24 protein-coding genes are annotated in these 21,929 nt (G+C 61.9%); 10 read left to right on the forward strand and 14 right to left on the reverse strand.

All coding sequences use genetic code 11. The features are described 5' to 3' along the window. The first annotated feature begins 30 nt into the window (after nucleotides 1-30). Together B0G74_RS13460 and B0G74_RS13465 are read left to right on the forward strand one after the other, a co-directional pair. Nucleotides 31-705: an energy-coupling factor ABC transporter permease gene (locus B0G74_RS13460; RefSeq protein ID WP_132375227.1), complete on the forward strand. Its 675-nt coding sequence runs from the start codon at nucleotides 31-33 to the stop codon at nucleotides 703-705. 166 nt (nucleotides 706-871) lie between these two features. Then, entirely contained in the window at nucleotides 872-1,513 is a 642-nt protein-coding gene (locus B0G74_RS13465) for a hypothetical protein (protein ID WP_132375228.1), read from the forward strand. A 113-nt stretch (nucleotides 1,514-1,626) separates the two neighbouring features. Here B0G74_RS13465 and B0G74_RS13470 read toward each other — a convergent pair whose 3' ends face one another. Beyond that, a complete protein-coding gene (locus B0G74_RS13470; protein ID WP_132375229.1) occupies nucleotides 1,627-2,781 on the reverse strand; it encodes a M14-type cytosolic carboxypeptidase in 1,155 nt (384 codons plus the stop codon). A 35-nt stretch (nucleotides 2,782-2,816) separates the two neighbouring features. Beyond that, the gene (gene yaaA / locus B0G74_RS13475) at nucleotides 2,817-3,599 is read right to left on the reverse strand and encodes a peroxide stress protein YaaA (RefSeq protein WP_132375230.1); all 783 of its coding nucleotides are present in this window, start codon (nucleotides 3,597-3,599) and stop codon (nucleotides 2,817-2,819) included. A 57-nt stretch (nucleotides 3,600-3,656) separates the two neighbouring features. On the opposite strand from yaaA, the gene B0G74_RS13480 reads away from it, so the two are divergent. Beyond that, complete coding sequence (locus tag B0G74_RS13480; protein ID WP_132375231.1) at nucleotides 3,657-4,154, forward strand: putative toxin-antitoxin system toxin component, PIN family; 498 nt, start codon at nucleotides 3,657-3,659, stop codon at nucleotides 4,152-4,154. Nucleotides 4,155-4,296: 142 nt separating this feature from the next. After that, on the forward strand, nucleotides 4,297-5,469 hold the full coding sequence (locus tag B0G74_RS13485; protein WP_132375232.1) for a pyridoxal phosphate-dependent aminotransferase: 1,173 nt from the start codon (nucleotides 4,297-4,299) through the stop codon (nucleotides 5,467-5,469). Between the two features lie 106 nt (nucleotides 5,470-5,575). On the opposite strand, the gene B0G74_RS13490 is transcribed toward B0G74_RS13485, so the two are convergent. Further along, complete coding sequence (locus B0G74_RS13490; protein ID WP_132375233.1) at nucleotides 5,576-6,223, reverse strand: glutathione S-transferase; 648 nt, start codon at nucleotides 6,221-6,223, stop codon at nucleotides 5,576-5,578. A 126-nt stretch (nucleotides 6,224-6,349) separates the two neighbouring features. Between B0G74_RS13490 and B0G74_RS13495 the strand changes: the two genes are divergently transcribed. The 6 genes from B0G74_RS13495 (at nucleotide 6,350) to B0G74_RS13520 (ending at nucleotide 12,750) form a co-directional block, all read left to right on the forward strand. Next, nucleotides 6,350-7,912 (forward strand): 3-hydroxyacyl-CoA dehydrogenase, encoded by a 1,563-nt coding sequence (locus B0G74_RS13495; protein ID WP_132375234.1) that lies wholly within the window; start codon nucleotides 6,350-6,352, stop codon nucleotides 7,910-7,912. Then, nucleotides 7,909-8,697, forward strand: coding sequence for an enoyl-CoA hydratase (locus B0G74_RS13500; protein ID WP_132375235.1), 789 nt, complete (start codon nucleotides 7,909-7,911; stop codon nucleotides 8,695-8,697). The genes B0G74_RS13495 and B0G74_RS13500 overlap by 4 nt, the downstream gene beginning before the upstream one ends. Before the next feature lie 11 nt (nucleotides 8,698-8,708). Then, the gene (locus B0G74_RS13505) at nucleotides 8,709-9,425 is read left to right on the forward strand and encodes a histidine phosphatase family protein (RefSeq protein WP_132375236.1); all 717 of its coding nucleotides are present in this window, start codon (nucleotides 8,709-8,711) and stop codon (nucleotides 9,423-9,425) included. Between the two features lie 21 nt (nucleotides 9,426-9,446). Further along, on the forward strand, nucleotides 9,447-10,553 hold the full coding sequence (locus B0G74_RS13510; RefSeq protein WP_132375237.1) for a phosphotransferase: 1,107 nt from the start codon (nucleotides 9,447-9,449) through the stop codon (nucleotides 10,551-10,553). A 92-nt stretch (nucleotides 10,554-10,645) separates the two neighbouring features. Then, nucleotides 10,646-11,905, forward strand: a complete 1,260-nt coding sequence (locus B0G74_RS13515) for an acyl-CoA dehydrogenase family protein (RefSeq protein ID WP_132375238.1) — start codon at nucleotides 10,646-10,648, stop codon at nucleotides 11,903-11,905. Between the two features lie 143 nt (nucleotides 11,906-12,048). Next, nucleotides 12,049-12,750, forward strand: coding sequence for a glutathione binding-like protein (locus B0G74_RS13520; RefSeq protein ID WP_132375239.1), 702 nt, complete (start codon nucleotides 12,049-12,051; stop codon nucleotides 12,748-12,750). A gap of 97 nt (nucleotides 12,751-12,847) precedes the next feature. Here the strand turns inward: B0G74_RS13520 and B0G74_RS13525 are convergent, their stop codons facing one another. The 11 genes from B0G74_RS13525 to B0G74_RS13575 form a co-directional block, all read right to left on the reverse strand. Continuing rightward, nucleotides 12,848-13,327, reverse strand: a complete 480-nt coding sequence (locus B0G74_RS13525; RefSeq protein WP_132375240.1) for a MaoC family dehydratase — start codon at nucleotides 13,325-13,327, stop codon at nucleotides 12,848-12,850. Then, entirely contained in the window at nucleotides 13,324-13,782 is a 459-nt protein-coding gene (locus tag B0G74_RS13530; RefSeq protein ID WP_132375241.1) for a MaoC family dehydratase, read from the reverse strand. The genes B0G74_RS13525 and B0G74_RS13530 overlap by 4 nt, the downstream gene beginning before the upstream one ends. A 35-nt stretch (nucleotides 13,783-13,817) precedes the next feature. Next, complete coding sequence (locus B0G74_RS13535; protein WP_132375242.1) at nucleotides 13,818-14,945, reverse strand: acyl-CoA dehydrogenase; 1,128 nt, start codon at nucleotides 14,943-14,945, stop codon at nucleotides 13,818-13,820. A gap of 10 nt (nucleotides 14,946-14,955) precedes the next feature. Next, nucleotides 14,956-16,152 carry an acyl-CoA dehydrogenase family protein gene (locus B0G74_RS13540; protein ID WP_132375243.1) on the reverse strand — a complete coding sequence of 399 codons (1,197 nt, stop codon included), beginning with the start codon at nucleotides 16,150-16,152 and terminating at the stop codon, nucleotides 14,956-14,958. A 48-nt stretch (nucleotides 16,153-16,200) separates the two neighbouring features. Next, nucleotides 16,201-16,626, reverse strand: coding sequence for a DUF1178 family protein (locus B0G74_RS13545; protein WP_132375244.1), 426 nt, complete (start codon nucleotides 16,624-16,626; stop codon nucleotides 16,201-16,203). Between the two features lie 228 nt (nucleotides 16,627-16,854). Then, nucleotides 16,855-17,379: a DNA-binding protein gene (locus tag B0G74_RS13550; protein ID WP_132375245.1), complete on the reverse strand. Its 525-nt coding sequence runs from the start codon at nucleotides 17,377-17,379 to the stop codon at nucleotides 16,855-16,857. Nucleotides 17,380-17,432: 53 nt separating this feature from the next. Further along, nucleotides 17,433-17,678: a hypothetical protein gene (locus tag B0G74_RS46585; protein WP_132375246.1), complete on the reverse strand. Its 246-nt coding sequence runs from the start codon at nucleotides 17,676-17,678 to the stop codon at nucleotides 17,433-17,435. A gap of 328 nt (nucleotides 17,679-18,006) precedes the next feature. After that, nucleotides 18,007-18,591 carry an NUDIX hydrolase gene (locus B0G74_RS13560; protein ID WP_132375247.1) on the reverse strand — a complete coding sequence of 195 codons (585 nt, stop codon included), beginning with the start codon at nucleotides 18,589-18,591 and terminating at the stop codon, nucleotides 18,007-18,009. A gap of 42 nt (nucleotides 18,592-18,633) precedes the next feature. After that, nucleotides 18,634-18,930: a DUF2818 family protein gene (locus B0G74_RS13565; protein WP_132375248.1), complete on the reverse strand. Its 297-nt coding sequence runs from the start codon at nucleotides 18,928-18,930 to the stop codon at nucleotides 18,634-18,636. Then, entirely contained in the window at nucleotides 18,930-20,402 is a 1,473-nt protein-coding gene (gene nuoN / locus B0G74_RS13570) for an NADH-quinone oxidoreductase subunit NuoN (protein ID WP_132375249.1), read from the reverse strand. The genes B0G74_RS13565 and nuoN overlap by 1 nt, the downstream gene beginning before the upstream one ends. Before the next feature lie 23 nt (nucleotides 20,403-20,425). After that, the gene (locus B0G74_RS13575; RefSeq protein WP_132375250.1) at nucleotides 20,426-21,916 is read right to left on the reverse strand and encodes an NADH-quinone oxidoreductase subunit M; all 1,491 of its coding nucleotides are present in this window, start codon (nucleotides 21,914-21,916) and stop codon (nucleotides 20,426-20,428) included. Between the last annotated feature and the right edge of the window lie 13 nt (nucleotides 21,917-21,929).

A 21,929-nucleotide genomic window follows, 5' to 3' on the forward strand; every position in this document is an offset into this window, starting at 1 on the left:
TTTTCTCGTCCAACGAGTAATATGAGACTCATGGGTTTCCTCTACACACCGCTTCCGTTCTGGGTCGCTGTCGGTGGCTGGATCGCCACTGCGATAGTGGTCGCGCTCGCGCTGTGGAAAAATCCTTTCAAACGACTTCAGGACGGCACACTGCAGCATGTCTGGCTTGCGATCATCGTCGCAGTGTCGGTGCTGTGGGCAAGTAATGCATGGCTCGACGACGGCACCGTCATGCATCTGCTCGGCGCCACGCTAGTCGTCACGTTGTTCGACTGGGCGTTGGCGCTGATCGCCATGGCGGTGGTCACCGGTCTTGCCGCCGTCATCTTCGATGCCCCGTGGCAGGGCATCGCGCTAACTTTCCTCGTCTACGGTGCACTGCCGGTCGGCATTTCCACTTTGCTCCAGCGCATCAGCATCGCGTGGCTGCCACGCAATCTCTTCATGTTCATCCTCGGCCAGGGTTTTGTCTCGCCTGCCATCGCCGTGTCGCTCACGGCCGCCGCCGCCCTCGGCATTCATATCGCGCTCGCTGACGGTTCGATGACCGTGGTGCCTGCGGGCTACGCGTTCAGCGTGTTTCTACTTGCCATCGGGGAATCCTGGTTCACTGGCATGTCGACGGCATTGATCGCGGTCTACCGCCCTGCGTGGGTCACCACTTATGATGTGCGGCGATACCGGCTAGGCGGACCGCGCACCTGACACTTGCGCGGGCACCGAACGCGTACTTGCGGCAATTGGCGACTCGACAACATCGAGCCGCCAGCGGACACGCCATCAACAGGACAAAATATTTGTGTCAGGATTGAACTCCACCCTCTCGCCGGGCATCTTACGTGCCTCATCTCATTAGCGTCTAACGAACTAGATGGATCGCACCAACGTACCGCGCCGATTGCTGCGGTTGGTCGGCCGGTTGGCAACATGTGCGGCGAGTCTCTCGCTGATATGCTCTGCTCCCGCATTCGCCGATCAACTCGAACAGCACAACGATCTCGTCAACAAATTTGTCAATGATATGCACGCGGACCCGCTGGTCGCGGACTGCGCGGCGCATGGCAACTTTGTTGCCAGCACGTCGACCGCCTTCGACCATGTCGAATTTCCACCTAGTTCGTTCGACAGCGCGCACGCGTCGGTCACGCCGTGGAACGATTCGTTCGACGAGGGCAAGCAGCGCGTCAAGGTAGATAACATCGTCACCGTCGAAGGGCTCGGCATCCGCCAGAGTGGCGGCGGCGATCCTGCCGATCTGAAGTTCCGCTGCGGCTATGTCGGCGCGCAGATGCTGGCGTTCAGCTGGAACGATCCGGTGCCGCCGACCCGTGCACGCAGCGCTGAACCATCGGGGTCGCAAGCGTCGTCAGGCAAGCATAAAAGCGCCAAAGGCAAGCACTCGGCGAGCGGCAAAACGACGAAGAAGGCGACCACGAAGTCTTCCAAACCGAGTTCGGGCAAATCGTCGCGAACGAGTTCGAACAAAACAACCGCGAAGAAAAAGACTCAATAACGGGTCACGCTTGCGGCATCGGGCCGCCGGTGCCACAGGTCAAAACAAGCGCTCCAATGAAAACAAGGCACACACCGTGAAGTGTGTGCCTTGTTTTTTATGCGCGGCGATGCTCAGGCAAATGTTTCCACGTGTCGCAAGATCGCCTGCAGCATCGCAGCGCCGAGCGACGCGCTACGCTCACCGTTCCAACCCACCCGTTCGTCGGGCAGATTGGCGTTGTCCTTGAATGGCATCTCCAGGGTGAGCGACAGGCAACCGAATTCGTTGCCGATGTACTTCGACGCCAGCTTCAGTGCGTCCTCGCGATACTTGCTCGCGGCGTAGCCGTACTTGTCCTGGAAATCAGGGCTCGCCTGCTTGAACGCTTCAATGAACGCTTTCTGCTCTTGCCCTTGCCGTTCGGTAAAGCCCGGCAGCATTTCGGAGCCGGCCACGAACACGTAAGGCAGCGCCTCGTCGCCGTGGATATCGAAGAACAGATCGCAACCGGTGGCATGAATCGCGTCGCGCACCACCAGCACCTCAGGACTGCGCGTGGCATCCGGCTCCATCCACTCGCGATTCAGATTCGCTCCGGCCGCATTGGTGCGCAGATTGCCGTGCACGCTGCCGTCCGGATTCATGTTCGGCACGATGTAGAAGACGGCGTGATCGTAAAGCTTGCGCGCAACCGGGTCGCCCGCCCAATCGCCCCAACCCGCGAGCCGCTTCACGAGACCTTCGATAAACCATTCGGCCATCGTCTCGCCGGGATGCTGGCGCGCGATCAGCCAGATTTTCTTCTTGGGCGTGTCGCCGCTTTGCGGCGTGCCGAGCGTGAGCAGCGACATGGGCCGGCCTTCGACGGTCGTGCCCAATTCGGTGAGCGTGGCCTGCGGCATCTGCTGCACCGCCCCGAGAAACTCCGAATGACGCTCCTCGCTGTACGGCTCGAAGTACGCGTAGTAAATACGGTCGAAATCCGGCGTGTGATCGATCGTCAGCACACGGCCGTCGTAGGACGTGGGCACGCGAAACCAGTTCACGCGATCATAGCTCGCCACCGCCTGATAGTCGCGCCAGCCTTCGGCGAAGGCACACGCGGCCGCATTCTCGAAGGTCATCACGCAGCGCTCGCCCGCCGCGCCCGACAAACCGAAATAAAACCACTGCGCGAACTCGGCATGGCTGTCCGGCCGCACGCGCAAGCGGATATTGCCCGCGTCTTCGCAGGACAGCACTTCGATCGCACCCGCGTCGAAGTTGCTTGTAATCGATAACGTCATGATGTTCTTCCCTGCTTCTATGCGCGGCGCAACGCTTATTCAGCGACGCGGCGGCGGAATACGTAAGTGGAATCGTTCGAGGCATCAGCGTCGAACGCATAGCCGTCGGCGTCGAAGTCCTTCAGTTGCTCAGGCCTGTCGAGGCGGTTCTCCACGGCATAACGCGCCATCAGGCCGCGCGCGCGCTTTGCATGAAAGCTGATGATCTTGTAGCGGCCGCCCTTCCAGTCCTCGAAAACAGGCGTGATGATCGGCGCTTCGAGCAGCTTCGGCTTGACCGACTTGAAGTACTCGCCCGATGCGCAGTTCACCAGCACGCGCGATGCCGCGGCGTTCTTCTTCAACTGCGCATTCAACGCCTGCGTGATGCGCTCGCCCCAGAACGCGTACAGATCCTTGCCGCGCGGGTTGACGAAACGCGTACCCATTTCGAGCCGGTAAGGCTGCAGCAGATCGAGTGGACGCAGCAAACCGTACAGGCCGGACAACACGCGCACGTGATTCTGCGCATAGTCCAGATCCGCCGACGAGAGCGTCTTCGCGTTGAAGCCCTCGTACACGTCGCCATTGAACGCCAGCACCGCCTGCTTGGCGTTGTGCGTGCCGAACTTGGGCGACCACTGCGCGTAACGCTGGAAATTGAGGTGCGCGAGCTGATCCGAAATGTCCATCAGGGAGGCGATCTGCTGCGGCGACAAACGACGCAATCCGCCGATCAATTCGGCCGCATCGTCGACAAAATCGGGGATCGTGTGCTTTTTGACGTGAGGCGGGGTTTCGTAGTCGAGCGATTTCGCCGGCGACAGAACGATTATCATAGAGGCTTGCAGGCACGCCGTGCCTGGCGGTCAAAGACGAAAGCCAGATTGTAACGAATGCCCGGTTCCCATGCCTCACCCGACGCTTTGCGCGTCGTCCTCGATTCCAATGTGTGGATCGACATACTCGTGTTCGACGACCCGCACACGCGGCCGATCGCGGCCGCGCTCGAAAGCGGCGCGCTGGCCGCGCTGATCGATGCACGCTGCCTCGCCGAACTCACCTACGTGCTCGACTATCCGCAATTCGTGCATCGGAATGTGGACAAGGCCGCGGCGCTGGCGGTCGTCGCACGGCTCGCGCAGCTGGTCGAACCCGAGGTGCAAGCGGAAGACGCCAAACCCTTGCCCAAATGCAAAGACCGCGACGACCAGAAGTTTCTCGAGCTCGCGCACGCCGCGCAGGCCGACTGGCTGGTTTCGAAAGATCGCGCGGTATTGAAGCTGGCCAAGCGGATTGCGCGTGACTTCGGCTTTCAGATCGCGCAGCCGGCGCCGTTCGTCGCCGCCATCGGCATGTCCCTGAGCGCCGCCGGCGAGCCTTTAACAGCATGACTCTTCAGCCGCATGGCCCTGGCCGGACGGCTAACGTGAGTTCCGTGGCGCGCACACCACGCCGCGATTCCCTACAATCAGGCTTCGCCCGTTTCAAACGACGCCTTTGCCCAACCCACTTGCCCACGCTCCGGACAGCGCCATGAATGCACCGCACGACACGCCCACGAGTCCCACGTTTCCGTCTCGCCTGCCGGATGTCGGCACGACGATTTTCACGGTGATGAGCGCGCTCGCCGCCGAAAAAGGCGCGGTGAATCTCGGTCAGGGCTTTCCCGATTTCAACTGCGATCCGCGGATCGTCGACGCGGTCGCGAACGCCATGCGCGACGGCCATAACCAGTACCCGCCAATGGCCGGCGCCGCGCCGCTGCGTCAGGCGATCTCGGACAAGATCGAGAACCTGTACGGCCGCCGCTACAACGCCACCACCGAAATCACCGTGACAGCGGGCGCGACGCAAGCATTGCTGACCGCGATTCTGTGCACGGTCCACCCGGGCGACGAAGTGATCGTGGTCGAGCCGACCTACGACAGCTACCTGCCGTCCATCGAACTGGCGGGCGGCAAGCCGGTATTCGTCACGCTCGACGCGCCCGACTACGCGATCCCGTTCGACAAGCTGGCCGCCGCGATCACGCCGAAAACGCGGCTCCTGCTGATCAACACGCCGCACAATCCGACCGGCACGGTCTGGCGCGCGGATGACATGCGCAAGCTCGAAGAGATCGTGCGCGGCACCAACGTGCTGATCCTGTCCGACGAAGTGTATGAACACATGGTCTACGACGGCGCGCCGCACGAGAGCGTGGCCCGCTATCCGGAACTGGCGCAACGCAGTTTCGTGGTGTCGAGCTTCGGCAAGACCTACCACGTGACGGGTTGGAAGGTCGGCTACGTGGCCGCGCCCGCCGCGCTCACCGCCGAGTTCCGCAAGGTGCACCAGTTCAACGTGTTCACGGTGAACACGCCAATGCAGATCGGCCTCGCCGACTACATGAAAGATCCGTCTCCGTATCTCGACTTGCCGGCGTTTTATCAGAAGAAGCGCGACTTCTTCCGCGCCGGCCTCGCGAATTCGCGCTTCAAGCTGTTGCCGTGCACGGGCACGTACTTTCAGTGCGTCGACTATTCGGCGATCAGCGACTTGCCCGAAGCCGAATTCGCGCAATGGCTGACCGGCGAGATCGGCGTCGCGGCCATTCCCGTCTCGGCGTTCTATCACGAGGCCCATGAGTCGGGCGTGGTGCGCTTCTGCTTCGCCAAGCAGGAAAACACACTCGCCACCGCGCTCGAGCGGCTGGCGCGCCTCTAGCATGTCCCGCGCGATGCTGCGAACGAACCTACGTTCCTCGCCATCGCGCGCAGCGGCCCCGGCGTGCGCGGCACGCGCCGGTCCGCTTCCTTCGGGGCAACGCCCGTCAAGCAGGGCGCGATGCCGCGATATGCGCCTTGCGGTCCTCGGTCACACGCTGCGCGGCCGGCCTGGGGTTGATCGCTTTCACATAGCTCTTCCAGTCAATGCCGGCGTCGACCAGAAAATCGCTGCCGTAAATGGTCTGCGTTGCCATGCCCACCAGCGGCAAGCTCACATACCCGGCCGTATCCGCCACGCTGAAGCGTTCGCCCATCAGATACGGCCCGAACTTCGCGATCCGTTTGAAGCCGGCAATGTGGTGCTTGAGCAGTTTCTCCACGCGCCCCTTGGTCGCGTCGGTCACGGTGCCGCCGAAGAACGCTTCCTTGTAGAGATTGCGCGCGGTCAGTTCGAGATGCACGTCGACGAACATGATCAGTTCGCGCTCCTTGGCCGCTTCCCATGGGTCGGCGGAGAAAATCGCCTTGTCGGGAAACCGCGCGGCCAGATACTCGACGATGCATTGCGATTCGCACAGATCGCCGTCTTCAGTCTGCAGATAAGGCACTTTGCCGAGCGGCGAATGCTCGAGCATCGCCTCGTCCTGACTGGGCTTCACGGACACTTCCTCGAACGGAATGCCGTGTTCGAGCAGCACGAACTTCACTTTGTTGTAATAGTTAGAGAGCGCGAAACCGCACAGCTTGATCATCAGGTGTCTCCTTCCCTTGAGTTGTATGCGACCGCCCGTCAACGTCAAAGCAGCGGCCTTCGTTCAATCATCCAGTAAATTGCACGATCGTGCTATTCTAAAATAACCATGGAGTCGAGCATCACAATGACCTCTCGCAATTTCAGCATCGAGACTATTGGCATTGTCGGAACCGGAGCAATGGGCCGCGGCATCGCCCAGATCGCCGCACTGGCTGGGCTCACCGTGCGTCTGTACGACACCAACCCTGCTGCGATCGGCGCCGCGCGCGACTACCTTGCCGAGACTTTCGCCAAATTGACCGCCAAAGGCAAGCTCGACCAGGCGCGCTCGCTTGCGGCGCTCGCGAACGTGAGCGGCGCGCAAAGCATCGGCGAGCTGGCCGGTTGCGATCTGGTCGTGGAGGCGATTGTCGAGAAACTCGACGTGAAGCAGGCACTGTTCCGCGAACTCGAAACCGTCGTGAGCGGCAACTGCGTGCTGGCGTCCAATACGTCTTCGCTGTCCATCACGGCGATTGCCGCCGGCTGCAGTGACCCGTCGCGCGTGGTCGGTTATCACTTCTTCAACCCCGTGCCGTTGATGAAGGTGGTCGAAGTGATCGACGGTCTACGCAGCGACCCCGCGGCCGGTGACGCGCTGATGGATCTCGCGCGCCGCATGGGTCACACGCCGGTGCGCGCGAAAGATATGCCCGGCTTCATCGTGAATCACGCGGGCCGTGGCATGAATACCGAAGGCTTGCGCGTGGCGGGTGAAGGCGTGGCCAGTTTCGCCGACATCGACCGCATCATGCGCGAGCAGGCAGGCTTTCGCCTCGGACCGTTCGAGTTGCTCGATCTGACGGCGCGGGTCTCGCATCCCGTGATGGAGTCGATCTATCACCAGTTCTATGAAGAGCCGCGCTTCACGCCGTCGCCCATCACCGGCACGCGGCTCGCGGGCGGATTGATCGGCCGCAAGACGGGCGAAGGCTTTTATCTCTACGAAGAAGGCAAGCAGCAAGTGCCTGCCGAAGCGCCCGCGCCGACTGGATTGCCGGCCAGCGTGTGGGTCAGCAAGCGTTATCCGCAAGCTCACGATGCCGTCGTGCAACTCATTGAGAAAGCCGGCGTGAAACTCGACGACGGCGCTACGCCCGCAGCGAATTCGCTGATCGTCGTCACACCGTTCGGCCACGATGCGACCACGGCCGCTGTCGACGAAGCACTCGACGCCAGCCGCGTCGTCGCCATCGATGCGCTCTTCCCGCTCGTCGGAGCGCAACGCCGCACGCTGATGACCACACCCGCCACCAGGCGCGCCGCGCGTGACACGGCGCACGCGCTCTTTGCCGCCGACGGCGTGCCCGTCACCGTGATCCGCGACTCGACCGGCTTCGTCGCGCAACGGGTGGTGGCGACCATCGTCAATATCGGCTGCGACATCGCGCAAAAACAGATCGCCACGCCGGACGATATCGACCTTGCCGTCACGCTCGGCCTCGGCTATCCGCGCGGCCCGCTTGCCCTCGGCGACGCGCTAGGCTCGACGACCATTCTCGCGATCTTGCGCAACATGTTCAGTGTGCTCGGCGATCCGCGCTATCGTCCGTCGCCCTGGCTTGCGCGACGCGCCCAGCTTGGCCTGTCGCTCACTCAGCGCGACGCAGCCGATACCGAAACGCAGACCCTGGAGACGCGACAATGAGCGCCGAACTGCTGACCTCGCGCCCCACCGAAAGCGAATCGACGCTGGTCCTTACGCTTTCGAACCCCGGCGCACGCAACGCGCTGCATCCGGACATGTACGCCGCCGGCATCGAGGCGCTCGACTCGGTGGAGCGCGATCCGTCGATTCGCGCCGTCGTAATTACCGGCGCCGACAACTTCTTTTGCGCGGGCGGCAATCTGAACCGCCTGCTGGAAAACCGTGCGAAAGATCCGTCCGTGCAAGCCGAAAGCATCGATCTGCTCGGCGAATGGATCTCGGCGCTGCGTCTATCGTCGAAGCCGGTGATCGCCGCCGTCGATGGCGCCGCAGCCGGCGCGGGATTCTCGCTCGCGCTTGCGTGCGACCTGATCGTCGCCGCGGACGATGCCAAGTTCGTCATGTCGTATGCACGTGTCGGCCTGACCCCCGACGGCGGCGGTTCGTGGTTTCTCGCTCAAGCCCTGCCGCGTCAATTGGCCACCGAAGTGCTGATCGAAGGCAAACCGATCGGCGCCACGCGTCTGCATGAACTCGGCGTCGTCAACAAACTGGCCAAGACCGGCGCCGTGCGCGATTCCGCGATTGCCTGGGCCGACGAGCTCGGCAAGATTTCGCCTAACTCGGTCGCGCGCATCAAGGGGTTGATCAGCGCAGCCGGCACGCAGCCGCTCGCCGATCATCTCGTGGCGGAGCGCGACAGCTTTGTGGCCTCGCTGCATCACCGTGAAGGGCTGGAAGGCATTTCCGCGTTCCTCGAAAAACGCGCGCCGGTCTACAAGTGAGCGAAGGGACGATGCCTGACTACCAGCTGCCCAAGCGCCGCCGCATCTTTCTGATGCGTCACGGCGACGTCACCTACTTCGACGACTCCGGCCGCGCGATCGATCCCGAAACCGTGCCCCTGAACGCCAACGGCCGCGCGCAGGCCAGCGCGGCGGGCCGCGTGTTCGCCGAACAGCAGGTCCGCTTCGACCGGGTGATCGTCAGTGGCTTGCCGCGCACCATCGAAACTGCGCGGCGCGTGTTGGCAGAGACCGGCCAGCAGATCGAACTCGAAATCGAACCTGCCTGGGAAGAGATTCGCGGCGGCAAGCTCGGCAATATTCCGCCGCAGGATATCGAGGCCGCGTTTCTCGGCGTGTTCGACGGCATCGTGCCGGACAGCACGCGCTTTCTCGACGGCGAGACCATCGGCGCCCTGTTCGATCGCGTTTTGCCCGCGGTTGCGGCGTTGCGAGAAGACACGTCGTGGGACACCGTGCTGCTCGTGCTGCACGGTGGTGTGAATCGGGCAATCCTGTCGCATGCGCTCACCGCCGGCGGCCGCACGTTCTTCGGCCATCTGGCGCAAGCCACCGGCTGCATCAACGCGCTCGACGTGGGCGCTGCCCCGCGCGACTGGGTGCTGCGCACGATCAACTATTCACCGCCGTCGCCGCTGCATCGCGACGTCCGCAACACCACGATGGAAATGCTCTACGCACAATTCATTCAATACAAGCGTAGCTGAACCCCGAACTGGAGGAGACAGATGGTGCAAGCCACACAGACCGGCGAACCAGAACACCAACCGGACTATTCGGACTTCGAGGGCACGCGCCCGGTCAGCGAGCGGCAACGCTTCGACACCGATGCGCTCGCCGCCTGGCTGACCCAGCATGTCGACGGATTTTCCGGGCCGCTCACGCTGGAGCAATTCGCCGGTGGTCAGTCCAATCCCACGTTCAAACTGCTCACGCCGTCGCGTTCGTATGTGATGCGCGCGAAGCCAGGGCCGGCGGCGAAGCTGCTGCCGTCAGCGCACGCCGTCGAACGCGAATACCGCGTGATGCATGCGCTCGGCGACACTGACGTGCCGGTCGCAAAAATGCTCGCCTTGTGCGAGGACGAAAGCGTGATCGGCCGCGCGTTCTATGTGATGGAGTTCGTCGAAGGCCGCGTGCTGTGGGATCAATCGTTGCCCGGCATGACGCCCGCCGGGCGCGCCGCCATCTACGACGAAATGAACCGCGTGATCGCGGCGCTGCACAGCGTGGACGTCGCGGCTGTGGGCCTCGCCGACTATGGCAAGCCAGGCAATTACTTCGTGCGCCAGATCGGCCGCTGGAGCAAGCAGTACATCGCATCCGAGACCGAGCCGATCGACGCGATGCAGCGCCTGATCGAATGGCTGCCGCAGCATATGCCGGCCGAAACGGGTGAGCGCGCATCGGTCGTACATGGCGACTACCGGCTCGACAATCTGATCTTTCATCCCGACGAGCCGCGCGTCCTCGCGGTGCTCGACTGGGAGTTGTCGACGCTCGGCGATCCGCTCGCCGACTTCGCGTATCACTGCATGGCATGGCACGTCGACCCGACACAATTTCGCGGTATCGCGGGCCTCGATTGGGCGGCCCTCGGCATTCCCGACGAGCGCGAGTACGTCGAGCGCTATTGTCAACGCACCGGCTTCGAGATTCACGGCGACTGGAATTTCTACCTGGCGTACAACATGTTTCGCATTGCCGCGATCCTGCAAGGCATCATGAAACGCGTCGTCGACGGCACCGCGGCCAGCGCTCAGGCACTCGACGCCGGCCGTCGCGCGAAGCCGATGGCCGAACTCGCCTGGCGCTACGCGCAGAAAGTGCGCTGACCGGAATCGCGCGCTAAGTCGCGTGTCCGGGTGTGCATCATGCTGCGCTCCGAACAAACGTCGTTCGTTACTCATCATCCGCGAGGTCTTACGTGAATTTCGACTACACCCCGAAGGTTCAGGCGTTGCGCGAGAAACTGCTCGCATTCTTCGACGAGCACATCTATCCGAACGAGCAGGCGTTCTACGCGGAAATCGCACGCAATCGCCAGAACGGCAACGCGTGGCTACCGACCGAACTGATCGAACAACTCAAGCAGAAAGCGCGCGACGCCGGCTTATGGAACCTGTTCCTGCCCGACTCCGTGCGCGGTGCGGGCTTGACGAATCTCGAATACGCGCCATTGTGCGAGATCATGGGCCGCGTGCCCTGGGCGCCTGAAGTATTCAACTGCAACGCGCCCGACACCGGCAACATGGAAACGATCGAGCGCTACGGCAGCGACGACAACAAGCGCGCGTGGCTCGAACCGCTGCTGCAAGGTCAGATCCGTTCGGCGTTTCTGATGACGGAACCTGAAGTGGCGTCGTCGGATGCGACCAATATCCAGACCAGCATCGTGCGCGATGGCGATTACTACGTGATCAACGGCCACAAGTGGTGGTCGTCAGGCGCGGGCGATCCGCGCTGCAAGATCTATATCGTCATGGGCAAGACCGATCCGGAAGCACCCCGCCATCAGCAGCAGTCGATGATTCTGATTCCCGCCGACGCCACCGGCATCACCGTGCATCGCCCGCTCACCGTCTTCGGTTACGACGACGCGCCGCACGGGCACATGGAAATCACGCTCGAAAATGTGCGCGTGCCGGTCGGCAACATGCTGCTCGGTGAAGGCCGTGGCTTCGAAATCGCGCAGGGCCGACTCGGACCGGGACGCATCCATCACTGCATGCGTTTGATCGGTCTTGCTGAACGCGCGCTCGAATTGATGGCGAAACGCTCGCTGCAACGTGTCGCGTTCGGCAAGCCGGTCGCCGCGCAAGGCGTCACGCAGGAGCGTATCGCCGAAGCGCGCTGCATGATCGAACAGGCGCGCCTCCTCACCCTGAAAACCGCCTACATGATGGACACCGTCGGCAACAAGGGCGCGCGCGGCGAGATCGCCATGATCAAGGTCGTTGCGCCGAACATGGCGTGTCAGGTGATCGACTGGGCAATTCAGGCGCACGGCGGCGGCGGTGTCAGCGACGACTTCCCGCTCGCGTATGCCTACGCGTCGGCACGAACGCTGCGTTTCGCCGACGGTCCCGACGAGGTGCATCGCAACGCGATCGCCAAGCTCGAACTCGCGCGTTATATGGATGCCGGCGCGGCCGCTCGTGTGGAGACGCCGATCACGCGGGTTTGATGCTGAGCCGAACCGTCACGCCCGGCGCAGCGCGGTCGCGACCGACTCGCGGCGCCGCAAGCAGCATCGCGCGATCTATGCTCTAATTTTCGTCAACTGCGGCGCCCTTCGAGGCGCCGCTTTCACGAAACAAAGGAGATACGATGATCGACGTCTATAGCTGGGCGACCCCGAACGGCCACAAGGTTCACATCATGCTCGAGGAAACGGGCCTCGCGTACAACGTGCACGGTGTGAATATCGGCGCGGGCGACCAGTTCAAACCCGAGTTTCTCGCCATCAGCCCGAACAACAAGATCCCAGCCATCGTCGATTCCGAGGGGCCCAAGGGCGCCGGCGGCCAGCCGTTCGCCTTGTTCGAATCGGGCGCGATTCTGATTTATCTCGCCGAAAAAACCGGCAAGTTTCTGCCGACCGATCCAGCCGCGCGCTATTCGACATTGCAATGGCTGATGTTCCAGATGGGCGGTCTGGGTCCGATGCTCGGTCAAACGCACCACTTCCGCAACTACGCGCCGGAACAGATTGAATACGCGGTCAACCGTTACACGAACGAGACGAAGCGTCTATATGGCGTGATGGACACGCAACTCGGCAAGACGAAATATCTCGCGGGCAACGACTATACGATTGCGGACATCGCCGCCTTCCCGTGGACGCGTTCGTGGCAAAACCAGGGCCTGGAACTCGATGCGTTTCCGAATGTAAAGCGCTGGCATGAAGAGATCGCCGCGCGTCCGGCAGTGGTGCGTGGTGTGGAAGTGCTGGCGTCCGCGCGCCAACCGCTCATGGACGACAAGGCGAAGGAAATACTGTTCGGTGCGACGCAGTACGCGAAACACTGATCTCAGCGCGGCATCTGAATCTGAACTAACAAAAAAAGCGCGAGCCGGCATGAATGCCGCTCGCGCTTGTTTTGCCTTGCATGCGCCCGCTGCAACGCTAGAAATAATGCCGCGTGATGAACTCCGCGACACACACAGGCCGCTCACTGCCCTGCCGCTCCAGCGTCACATTCCACACCACTTGCACACCGTTGTTTTCGACTTCGGTCACGGACTCGACCGCGAACTTCGCGCGCAACTGTGAGCCGACCGGCACCGGCGACGTAAACCGCACGCGATTCAAGCCGTAATTGACGCCCATGCGCTGCTCGAGTGCCACCGTCTTACCGAGCAGTGCCGGGATCAACGACAGCGTCAGGAAACCGTGCGCCACAGGACCGCCGAACGGTGACTCGCGCCGCGCCCGCTCCGGGTCGACGTGAATCCATTGATGATCGCCAGTCGCTTCGGCGAAACGATCGACGCTCGCCTGATCCACCGTCAGCCATTCGCTCACGAGCGGCTCGGCGCCCACCAACGCGCCCAAGGCCGTGGCGCTGCCCAACGTTGCGGCGGCAGGCGCCGCGCTGCCCGTCATGACGCAGCGCCCGGATTGCGCAGGCCGAACAGTCCCTTCGAGCGCACCGTGATCACGGTTTCGCCATGCTGATTGATGCCCTCCCACTGCGTCGACACGATACCTCGATCCGGCTTGCTCTCCGAGACGCGCTTGTCGAGCACGGCGTTGATCATGGTGATCGTGTCCCCGACACGCACCGGCTTCAACCAGCGGATTTCGTCGATACCGGGCGAGCCCATCGACGTGGAACCCGCGAACGCGTTACGGACCAGCATGCCCATCATGACCGAACAGGTATGCCAGCCACTCGCCACCAAGCCGCGGAACGGCGATTCGGCAGCCGCGGCTTCATCCAGATGAAACGGCTGCGGATCGAACTTCTGTGCAAACTCGACGATCTCTTCGCGCGTGAACGTATGCTTGCCGATTTCGACGCTCGTGCCGACTATCAAGTCCTCGTAACTCAAACCCATCGCCGCACCTCCTTGTATCCGATTCGAATGTCTGATCAGGCTTCGGCAGTCACGAAGCCGGGTAGCGTGGCGAACCGCGCGAGATGGTGATCGACATCGCCCAATGTGGTTTCGATGATTGCAAGCCGCTTGAACAGATGCGCCGCGGCCACTTCGTTCGTGACGCCCATGCCGCCGTGCAACTGAACCGCCTGTTGGCCGACGAACCGCGCGGCCTGACCGACCCGCGCCTTCGCGGCGGAAACCGCGCGGCGACGTTCGTCCGCATCCGTGCTCGGGTAGCGCATCGCGGCCAGATACGTGACAGAACGCGCCTGTTCGGCGTGAATCAGCATCTCGACCATACGGTGCTGCAACGCTTGAAACCGCGCGATCGGCTGGCCGAACTGCTGGCGCGTCTTGGTGTAGTCGACGGTGGCGAGGTTCAAGGCATCCAGCGCGCCGATCGCCTCGGCGCACAACAGCACCGTGCCGTAATCCGCGATATGTTCGAGCGCGGCCGCGCCGGCGTGTTGGCCGGCAAGCCGGCGCGCGGGCGTGCCGTTGAATTCGAGTGTGGCGGCACGCTGGCCGTCGATCGTGCGGTAGTCCGCGATCTTGACGCCCGCCGCATTGCGCGCCACGACGAAAAGCGCGATCTCGCCGTTCAGCCGGGCCGGCACGATCCAGTGATCCGCTTGCGCGCCATGCTGCACCACAGACTTCGTGCCGGTCAGTGTCAACTGCTCGCCGTGGCCGCTTGCGGTTGTCTCGACCGCGAACAGGTCGTAGCGTGCGTTCGGTTCGTGAAATGCCACCGCCAGTTTGATCTCGCCTTGAGCCGCGCGTTCGAGCAGCGACGCGTCTTCGCCCTGATCGCTACCCGCGAGGCGCAACGCCTCGATGCCGACCGCAGTCGCCCAATAAGGCTCGACGACCAGCGCGCGACCGAGTTCCTGCATGACCACCAGCATGTCGATCGGGCCGCCGTTGAAGCCGCCTTGCGCTTCCGGCACCGGCAACGCTGTCAGGCCCAGTTCGGCAAACGCGGCCCAATGCGCGTCCGACACGCCGGTTTCCGATCTCACGATCGCCTGGCGCGCTTCGAACCCGTAGCTTTTGTCCAGATAGCGGCGCAGCGCGTCGGCGAATTGCTGTTGTTCGTCGTTGAAAGTGAAGTCCATGCGCCGCTCCTCAAAGTCCGAGAATCATCTGCGCGATGATGTTCTTTTGAATTTCGTTCGAGCCGCCGTAAATCGACGTCTTGCGGAAGTTGAAGTAGTACGCGGCCAAGGGCGCGGCATCGTCGTCGCCGGCCACGCTGTGTTCGCGTTCGCCTTCGAGGAACGGTACGTCGAACGGTGCGGCGAGTGGGCCGACCGCTTCGAACATCAGTTCGGTCAGCGCTTGCTGCACTTCCGTGCCCTTGATCTTCAGCATCGACGCTTCCGGTCCCGGTCCACGTCCACTGGTTTCATTCGCGACCACGCGTTGCACGGTGACTTCGAGCGCCATCAACTCGATCTCGAGGCTCGCGACTTTCGCGGCGAAAACCGGGTCTTGCAGCAGCGGCTTGCCGTTCTTTTTCTGATTCAATGCAAGCCGTTTCAGGAAAACGAGTTCGCGCTTCGACTGGCCGACCCGCGCGATGCCTGTGCGCTCGTGGCCGAGCAGATACTTCGCATAAGTCCAGCCGCGATTTTCTTCGCCGACCAGATTCTCGACCGGCACCTTCACGTCTTCGAAAAAGACTTCGTTGACTTCGTGGTCTTCGTCGAGCGTAATGATCGGCCGCACAGTGATGCCCGGCGTTTTCATGTCGATCAGCAGGAACGAGATGCCCTCCTGCTTTTTGGCACCGCTGTCCGTGCGCACGAGGCAGAACATCATGTCGGCGTACTGGCCGAGCGTGGTCCATGTTTTCTGACCGTTGACCACGTAATGGTCGCCGACGCGCTCGGCGCGTGTGCGCAGCGAGGCCAGATCGGAACCCGAGCCCGGCTCGGAATAGCCCTGGCACCACCAGTCCGTGCCGTCGAGAATGCGCGGCAAATAATGGCGCTTCTGCGCCTCGTTGCCGTACTTCATCAACACGGGCGCCACCATGGAGACACCGAAAGGCAGCACGGACGGCGCGCCGATACGCGCACACTCTTCGTCCCAGATGTGCCGCTGAGTCGCGTCCCAGCCCGGGCCGCCATATTCTTTCGGCCACGCGATCGCCGACCAGCCGCGCGTGCCGAGCAGCTTGTGCCAGCCTGCGAAGTCTTCGCGAGCCAGACGCTTGTGATTGAGTACTTTGTCGCTCAGTTCGCGAGGCAGATTCGCTTCGAGCCAGGCGCGGATGTCCGCGCGGAACGCGTTATCAGCCGCAGAATAGTCCAGATTCATGCGTCGTGTCTCCTGGCCGCCACCACCCGCCGCCAGTGAGCCACTGCGCTATTGCAGCGGTTCCTTCAAGGCAGCCGGGACCGGTAGCGGCATCACTTCGATGCCTTCTTCGACCAAGGCTCTCGCGTCTTCCGGTGTCGTGACACCGCGAATATTGCGTGCAGGCGCTTCATTGTAGTGAATGCGCCGTGCTTCCTCGGCGAAGCGGTCGCCCACGTTCTCGGTCTTTTCCAGTACCTCGCGCAAGGCACGCATCACACGCGCCTGCATTTCCCCTGCGCCCGCTGGCGCTTTCGTTTCGGTCGCACCCGACAGGTTCAGGCGCGGCGCCGACGGCAAACGGCTCACCTCGTTCGCGCCGCAGATCGGACATTCGACGAGCTTGCGGGACTGCTGCGATTCAAAGTCATCAGCCGAAGCGAACCAGCCTTCGAACCGATGGCCATGCGGACACTGTAAATCGAGGACCTTCATGTGGAATCAGGGCTTGCGTGCCAGTTTAGCGCAAAACGGAAATTTGTGAACGGTCGTTCGTAAAAATTTACGGACGAGGGCGCCGACGCCGGAGGTTGCTGACAATTCGGACGCGGTGGGCGATTTTAACGCTTTGCGCAAACGCCTGCCGAAGGTGTTCCGGAAGGCAAATGGGCTTGCCGGTCACAAACGTCTGCGCGCCTTCGCACGCTGGCCGCCGCGCTGCTTCTATGCCACGAGACATTCCAGTTGACGACCAAGCTGCGGTTCGAGCTCGCGTGCCTCTTTAGCGAGGTTGATCTGTTTGACCGCTCTCGCGATGTCGAACACGTCTGCCTTGATTTCATAACCGCCGCGCGCCGCGAGCCAATCAAGGATGTCCGACAGATGCCATACCGATGCACTGCCCTCGTGGACCGGCGGCGGAAAATCAATTGCGTGGCTCAGCATCAGCTTGCGCATGTTTTGCCGCGACACACCAGCGACTTCGGCGACGTCGGTGAGGCCGACAAAATCGGGACCCGCCTCGACGAGACGTGCTGTCGGCACCACGCGCTTGATGTCCTGCAGAGCACTGACCAGCGCCTCGAATGCGGACTCGCCTTCGCGCGTAAAAAACAGCGCGATGCGGCCCGGTTGCCCGACGCCGACGGTCGCATCGTCGCACCCGGCCTCGCCCAGACGCTCGACGATCGCGTCAAGATCGCAGTCTTGCGCCGCGAGCCGGTACTTCAAGGTGAACACATATTCCATAAGTTACTCCTGCCTTCGTTCAGCCCAAGGCTTTCGCCAACAGAACGCTTCTGCTACCGGCGAGCCGTACAGTTGTCGACGATGCGCCGCAGATTTCGGGCGTGGTTGCCGGGATTCTTCGGTGTGCTCCAGACGCTCGATATGCAGAACTCGCCGCACCGACACTCCGCGTCTTTATCAGGACAGTACATTTTTCCCCAGGCGTGACCTTTGCCGCCGCCCTGAACACGCCAGCCATTTCTTTCGGCATACGCCAACGCCGCTTCGACCTCTTTCTTAGAGTGGGTTCCTCGAACCATCTAATGTCCTCCAATTTAGCGAGTGGCGATCAGGTTGTCAAATGACAACCTGATCGCCACTCGAAAGAATCGAGAGTCCCCACAACTTCGCTATCCGAAATAAACAAATCGTGGTGCCCGCTCTCAAAAGTCGATACTAGAGCGACGGCGGCTGTGCGACGAGTCTGTCGGATGGCATAAGACAAAGGACACATTTCAAGGCGCCGGCAAACACACACGCGGTTGCAGAGATTTCGCAACCTGCAATGACAAAGCCCCTGCCGGTCTTAGACCGGCAGGGGCTTTTCTCAGACTTCCGAAGCGGCGCGCAGCTTCTTCGCTACCGACGTTATTCCGGCTTCGCCAACGGCCACGCACCCGACAACACCTTCTCCAGCCAGAATGTGCCAATCACCGTCTTCACATCAGTGACCTTGCCGGTGCGCACCCACTCGGACATCTCAGGCACTGTCGCCGTGAACAGTTCGAGAAATTCGCCTTCGTCGAGCTTGCGCTCACCGGCGGTCAAACCGCGCGCGAGGTAGATGTCGATGAATTCGGTCGAATAGGAAATGATCGGGTGAATGCGCGTCAGATAAACGTACTCGCGCGCGGTATAACCCGTCTCTTCCCGCAACTCACGTTTCGCGCAGGCCAACGCGCCTTCGTTCGGATCGAGCTTGCCGGCCGGATACTCGACCATGACCTTGCCCATCGGATAGCGATACTGGCTTTCCAGCAGCACGCGGCCGTCGTCGAATAATGGAATCACCATCACGGCGCCGGAATGCTGAACATATTCGCGCGTGGCGTGCTTGCCGTCCGGCAGACGAACGGTGTCGCACTTGAGCGTCAGAAACGGCCCTTGATGGATCGTTTTGCTCTCGAGACAGGTCTCGGTAAGCGCGGCGTCGTGATCGGGAAGTTCAGCCATATGCGGACCTTGGGGACATGGTGCGCCGACGGCGAGACGCCGTCAGCGGCGTTTGACGAGATACTGGAAGGTGAAGCCAGGGAACGCGAACACCACGAAGAGCGCGAACGTGATGGCGTAGAACTGCCAACCCTGTTCGAAGCGGTTACCCGCGCGCGCTTCCAGCAGAAAACCGAGCGCGCCGATTACGAAGTACAGCACGATCAATTCGGCTATCCGGATCCAGGCGCTTTTCTTCACCGCTTTCAACGGCACGGCGGCGAAGAGGCGTTGATTCAGGAACGGCAGGTTGGCGCCGACCAGCGCCAACAGCACGATAAACCAACCCGCTGCCGACATCAGAGCAGCAGCGTGTGCTGGATCGCCTGCAGGCAGGCCTTCAACAGCGGATCCGGCACGATACCGAGCACCAGCACGGCCACACCGTTGAACGCGAGCAAAGCACGCGTGCTGGTGTCGGCGAGGATGGGCGACTTGTCTTGCGGATCGTCGAAATACATCAGCTTGACGATACGCAGGTAGTAGAACGCGCCGAACAACGAGGTAATCACGGCCAGCACCGTCAGCCAGGTCAAACCGGCATTCATGGTGGCCTGCAGCACCGCGAGCTTCGCGTAGAAGCCGACCGCGGGCGGAATGCCGGCGAGCGAGAACATCATGATCATCATCACGAACGCGAACACCGGGCTGCGTTGATTCAGGCCCTTGAAGTCCTCGAGCGTGTCCGCTTCGAAATCGCGGCGCGCCAGCAGCATGATGACGCCGAACGTGCCCATCGTCGTGATCAGGTAGACGATGCTGTAGTACATGGCCGAGCCGTACGCGTTGGCCGCACCCGTGGTCTTGTGATCAACCACGCCGGCCAGCAGACCCAGCAACACGAAACCCATGTTCGAGATCGCCGAGTACGCGAGCATCCGCTTGACGTTGCGTTGCACGATACCGGTGATGTTGCCGACGATCAGCGACAGCGCCGCGAGGATCACCAGCATTTCCTGCCATTCGACCGCGAGCGGCAGCAGACCCATTACGAGAAAGCGCAGACCCCAGGCAAACGCAGCAACCTTCGGACCGCCGCCGACCAGCAGAGTCATTGCCGTCGGTGCGCCTTGATAGACATCGGGCACCCACATGTGGAACGGCACCGCGCCCATCTTGAACGCCACGCCCGCCACGATGAAGATCACGCCGAACAGCAGCACGCTCGGGTCGTAGTGGCTCGTGCCGATCGCCTTGAACACTTCGTTCAGGTCGAGCGAACCGGTCGCACCGTACAACATGGAAATACCGTACAACAGGAAGCCGGAAGCCAGCGCGCCGAGCACGTAGTACTTCATGGCCGCTTCGTTCGACGGCGCTGCGTCACGACGCAGGGCAATCACACCGTACAGCGACAGCGACATCAGTTCCAGGCCGAGATACAGCGTCAGGAAGTTGTTGCCCGAGATCATGACGAGTTGGCCGAGCAACGAGAACATGCCCAGCAGGAAGAACTCGCCGCGGAACAGCCCGCGATCTTCGAGGTAACGTCGCGAATAGACGATCGACACCGCGTAGCCGAGCGTCACCACCGCTTTCATCACGTTGGCGAACGAGTCCACCACGTACATGTGGCCGAAGTAGTAGCGCACTTGCGGGTCGAACGCGTTCATTGCGAACCAGACGCCGGCGACCAGCGACGAGAAGAACGCGATGAAGTACGTGGTACGGCGACCGGCCTGGCCGACGAACGTGTCGTTGAGCCACGCGACGACAACCGCGAGCATCAGCAGCGCGTCGGGCAACAGAGCAGTCATAGGGGCGTTTTGCATGGTCTTTAATTCCTCGCTCGGCGTTACTGAGGCAACGGCAGCTTTGACTGCGCAACGTGGGCGAGGAGGTTTTCCACGGATACGTGCATCACATCGGTAAAGGGCTTCGGATACAGGCCCATGAACAGCGTCAGTGCGGCAAGCACTGCCAGCATGAAAAATTCGCGACGGTTGATGTCGAGCAGGCCCTTCACGTGATCGTTGGCGATCGCGCCGAAGTACACGCGCTTGTACATCCACAGCGTGTAGGCCGCGCCGAGAATCAGCGTGACTGCCGCGCCGCCCGCGATCCAGAAGTTGTACTGGACTGCAGCCAGGATCACCATGAACTCACCGACGAAACCGGAGGTGCCCGGCAGGCCGCAATTCGCCATGGAGAACAGCATGACGAACGCCGCGAACTTCGGCATCACGTTGACGACACCGCCGTAATCGGAGATCTGACGCGAATGCATACGGTCGTACAGCACGCCGATGCTCAGGAACATCGCGCCCGACACGAAGCCGTGCGAGATCATCTGCACGATCCCGCCTTCCACGCCGAGCTGGTTGAAGATGAAGAAGCCGAGCGTCACGAAACCCATGTGCGCGATTGACGAATACGCGACCAGCTTCTTCATGTCCGTCTGCACCATCGCGACCAGGCCGATGTAGATCACCGCGATCAGCGACAGCGTGACGACGACCGGCGCCAGAAAGTGGCTGGCGTCCGGCGTGATCGGCAAGGAAAAGCGCAGGAAACCGTATGCGCCCAGCTTCAGCATGATCGCGGCCAGCACGACTGAGCCGCCGGTCGGCGCTTCCACGTGGGCGTCAGGCAACCACGTGTGAACCGGCCACATCGGCACCTTCACGGCGAAGGCCAGGAAGAACGCTATGAATAGCAGCACCTGTGGCGTCATGGCGATCTGCGCATGCTGCCACGTGGCGAGGTCGAACGTGCCGGTCTCGACGTACAGGTACAGCAACGCGACCAGCATCAGCAGCGAGCCCATCAGCGTGTACAGGAAGAACTTGAACGCCGCGTACACGCGATTCGCCCCGCCCCACACGCCGATGATGATGTACATCGGAATCAGCGTCGCTTCGAAGAACACGTAGAACAGCATGCCGTCGGCCGCGCTGAACACGCCGACCATGATGCCCGACAGGATCAGGAACGCGGCCAGGTACTGCCCCACGTTCCTGGTGATCACTTCCCACGCGGCGATCACGACGATCACCGTGATCAATGCGGTCAACACGACGAACCACATCGAGATGCCGTCGACACCCAGGTGATACGTGATATTGAAGCGCTCGATCCAGTTCGCCTTTTCGACGAACTGCAGATCGGCGGTGCTCGAATCAAAACCGGTAATCAGCGGGATCGTCACGAGGAAGCTGACGACCGAACCGATCAGCGCAATCCAGCGCGCGGGAGCCGGGTTCTGGTCGGAACCAATGGCCAGGACCAGGAGGCCGACGAGGATCGGCAACCAGATCGCAATACTGAGAATCGGATAAGCGTGCATTAGTGTCCCTCGC

The organism is Paraburkholderia sp. BL9I2N2, from assembly GCF_004339745.1.
Lineage (GTDB): Bacteria > Pseudomonadota > Gammaproteobacteria > Burkholderiales > Burkholderiaceae > Paraburkholderia.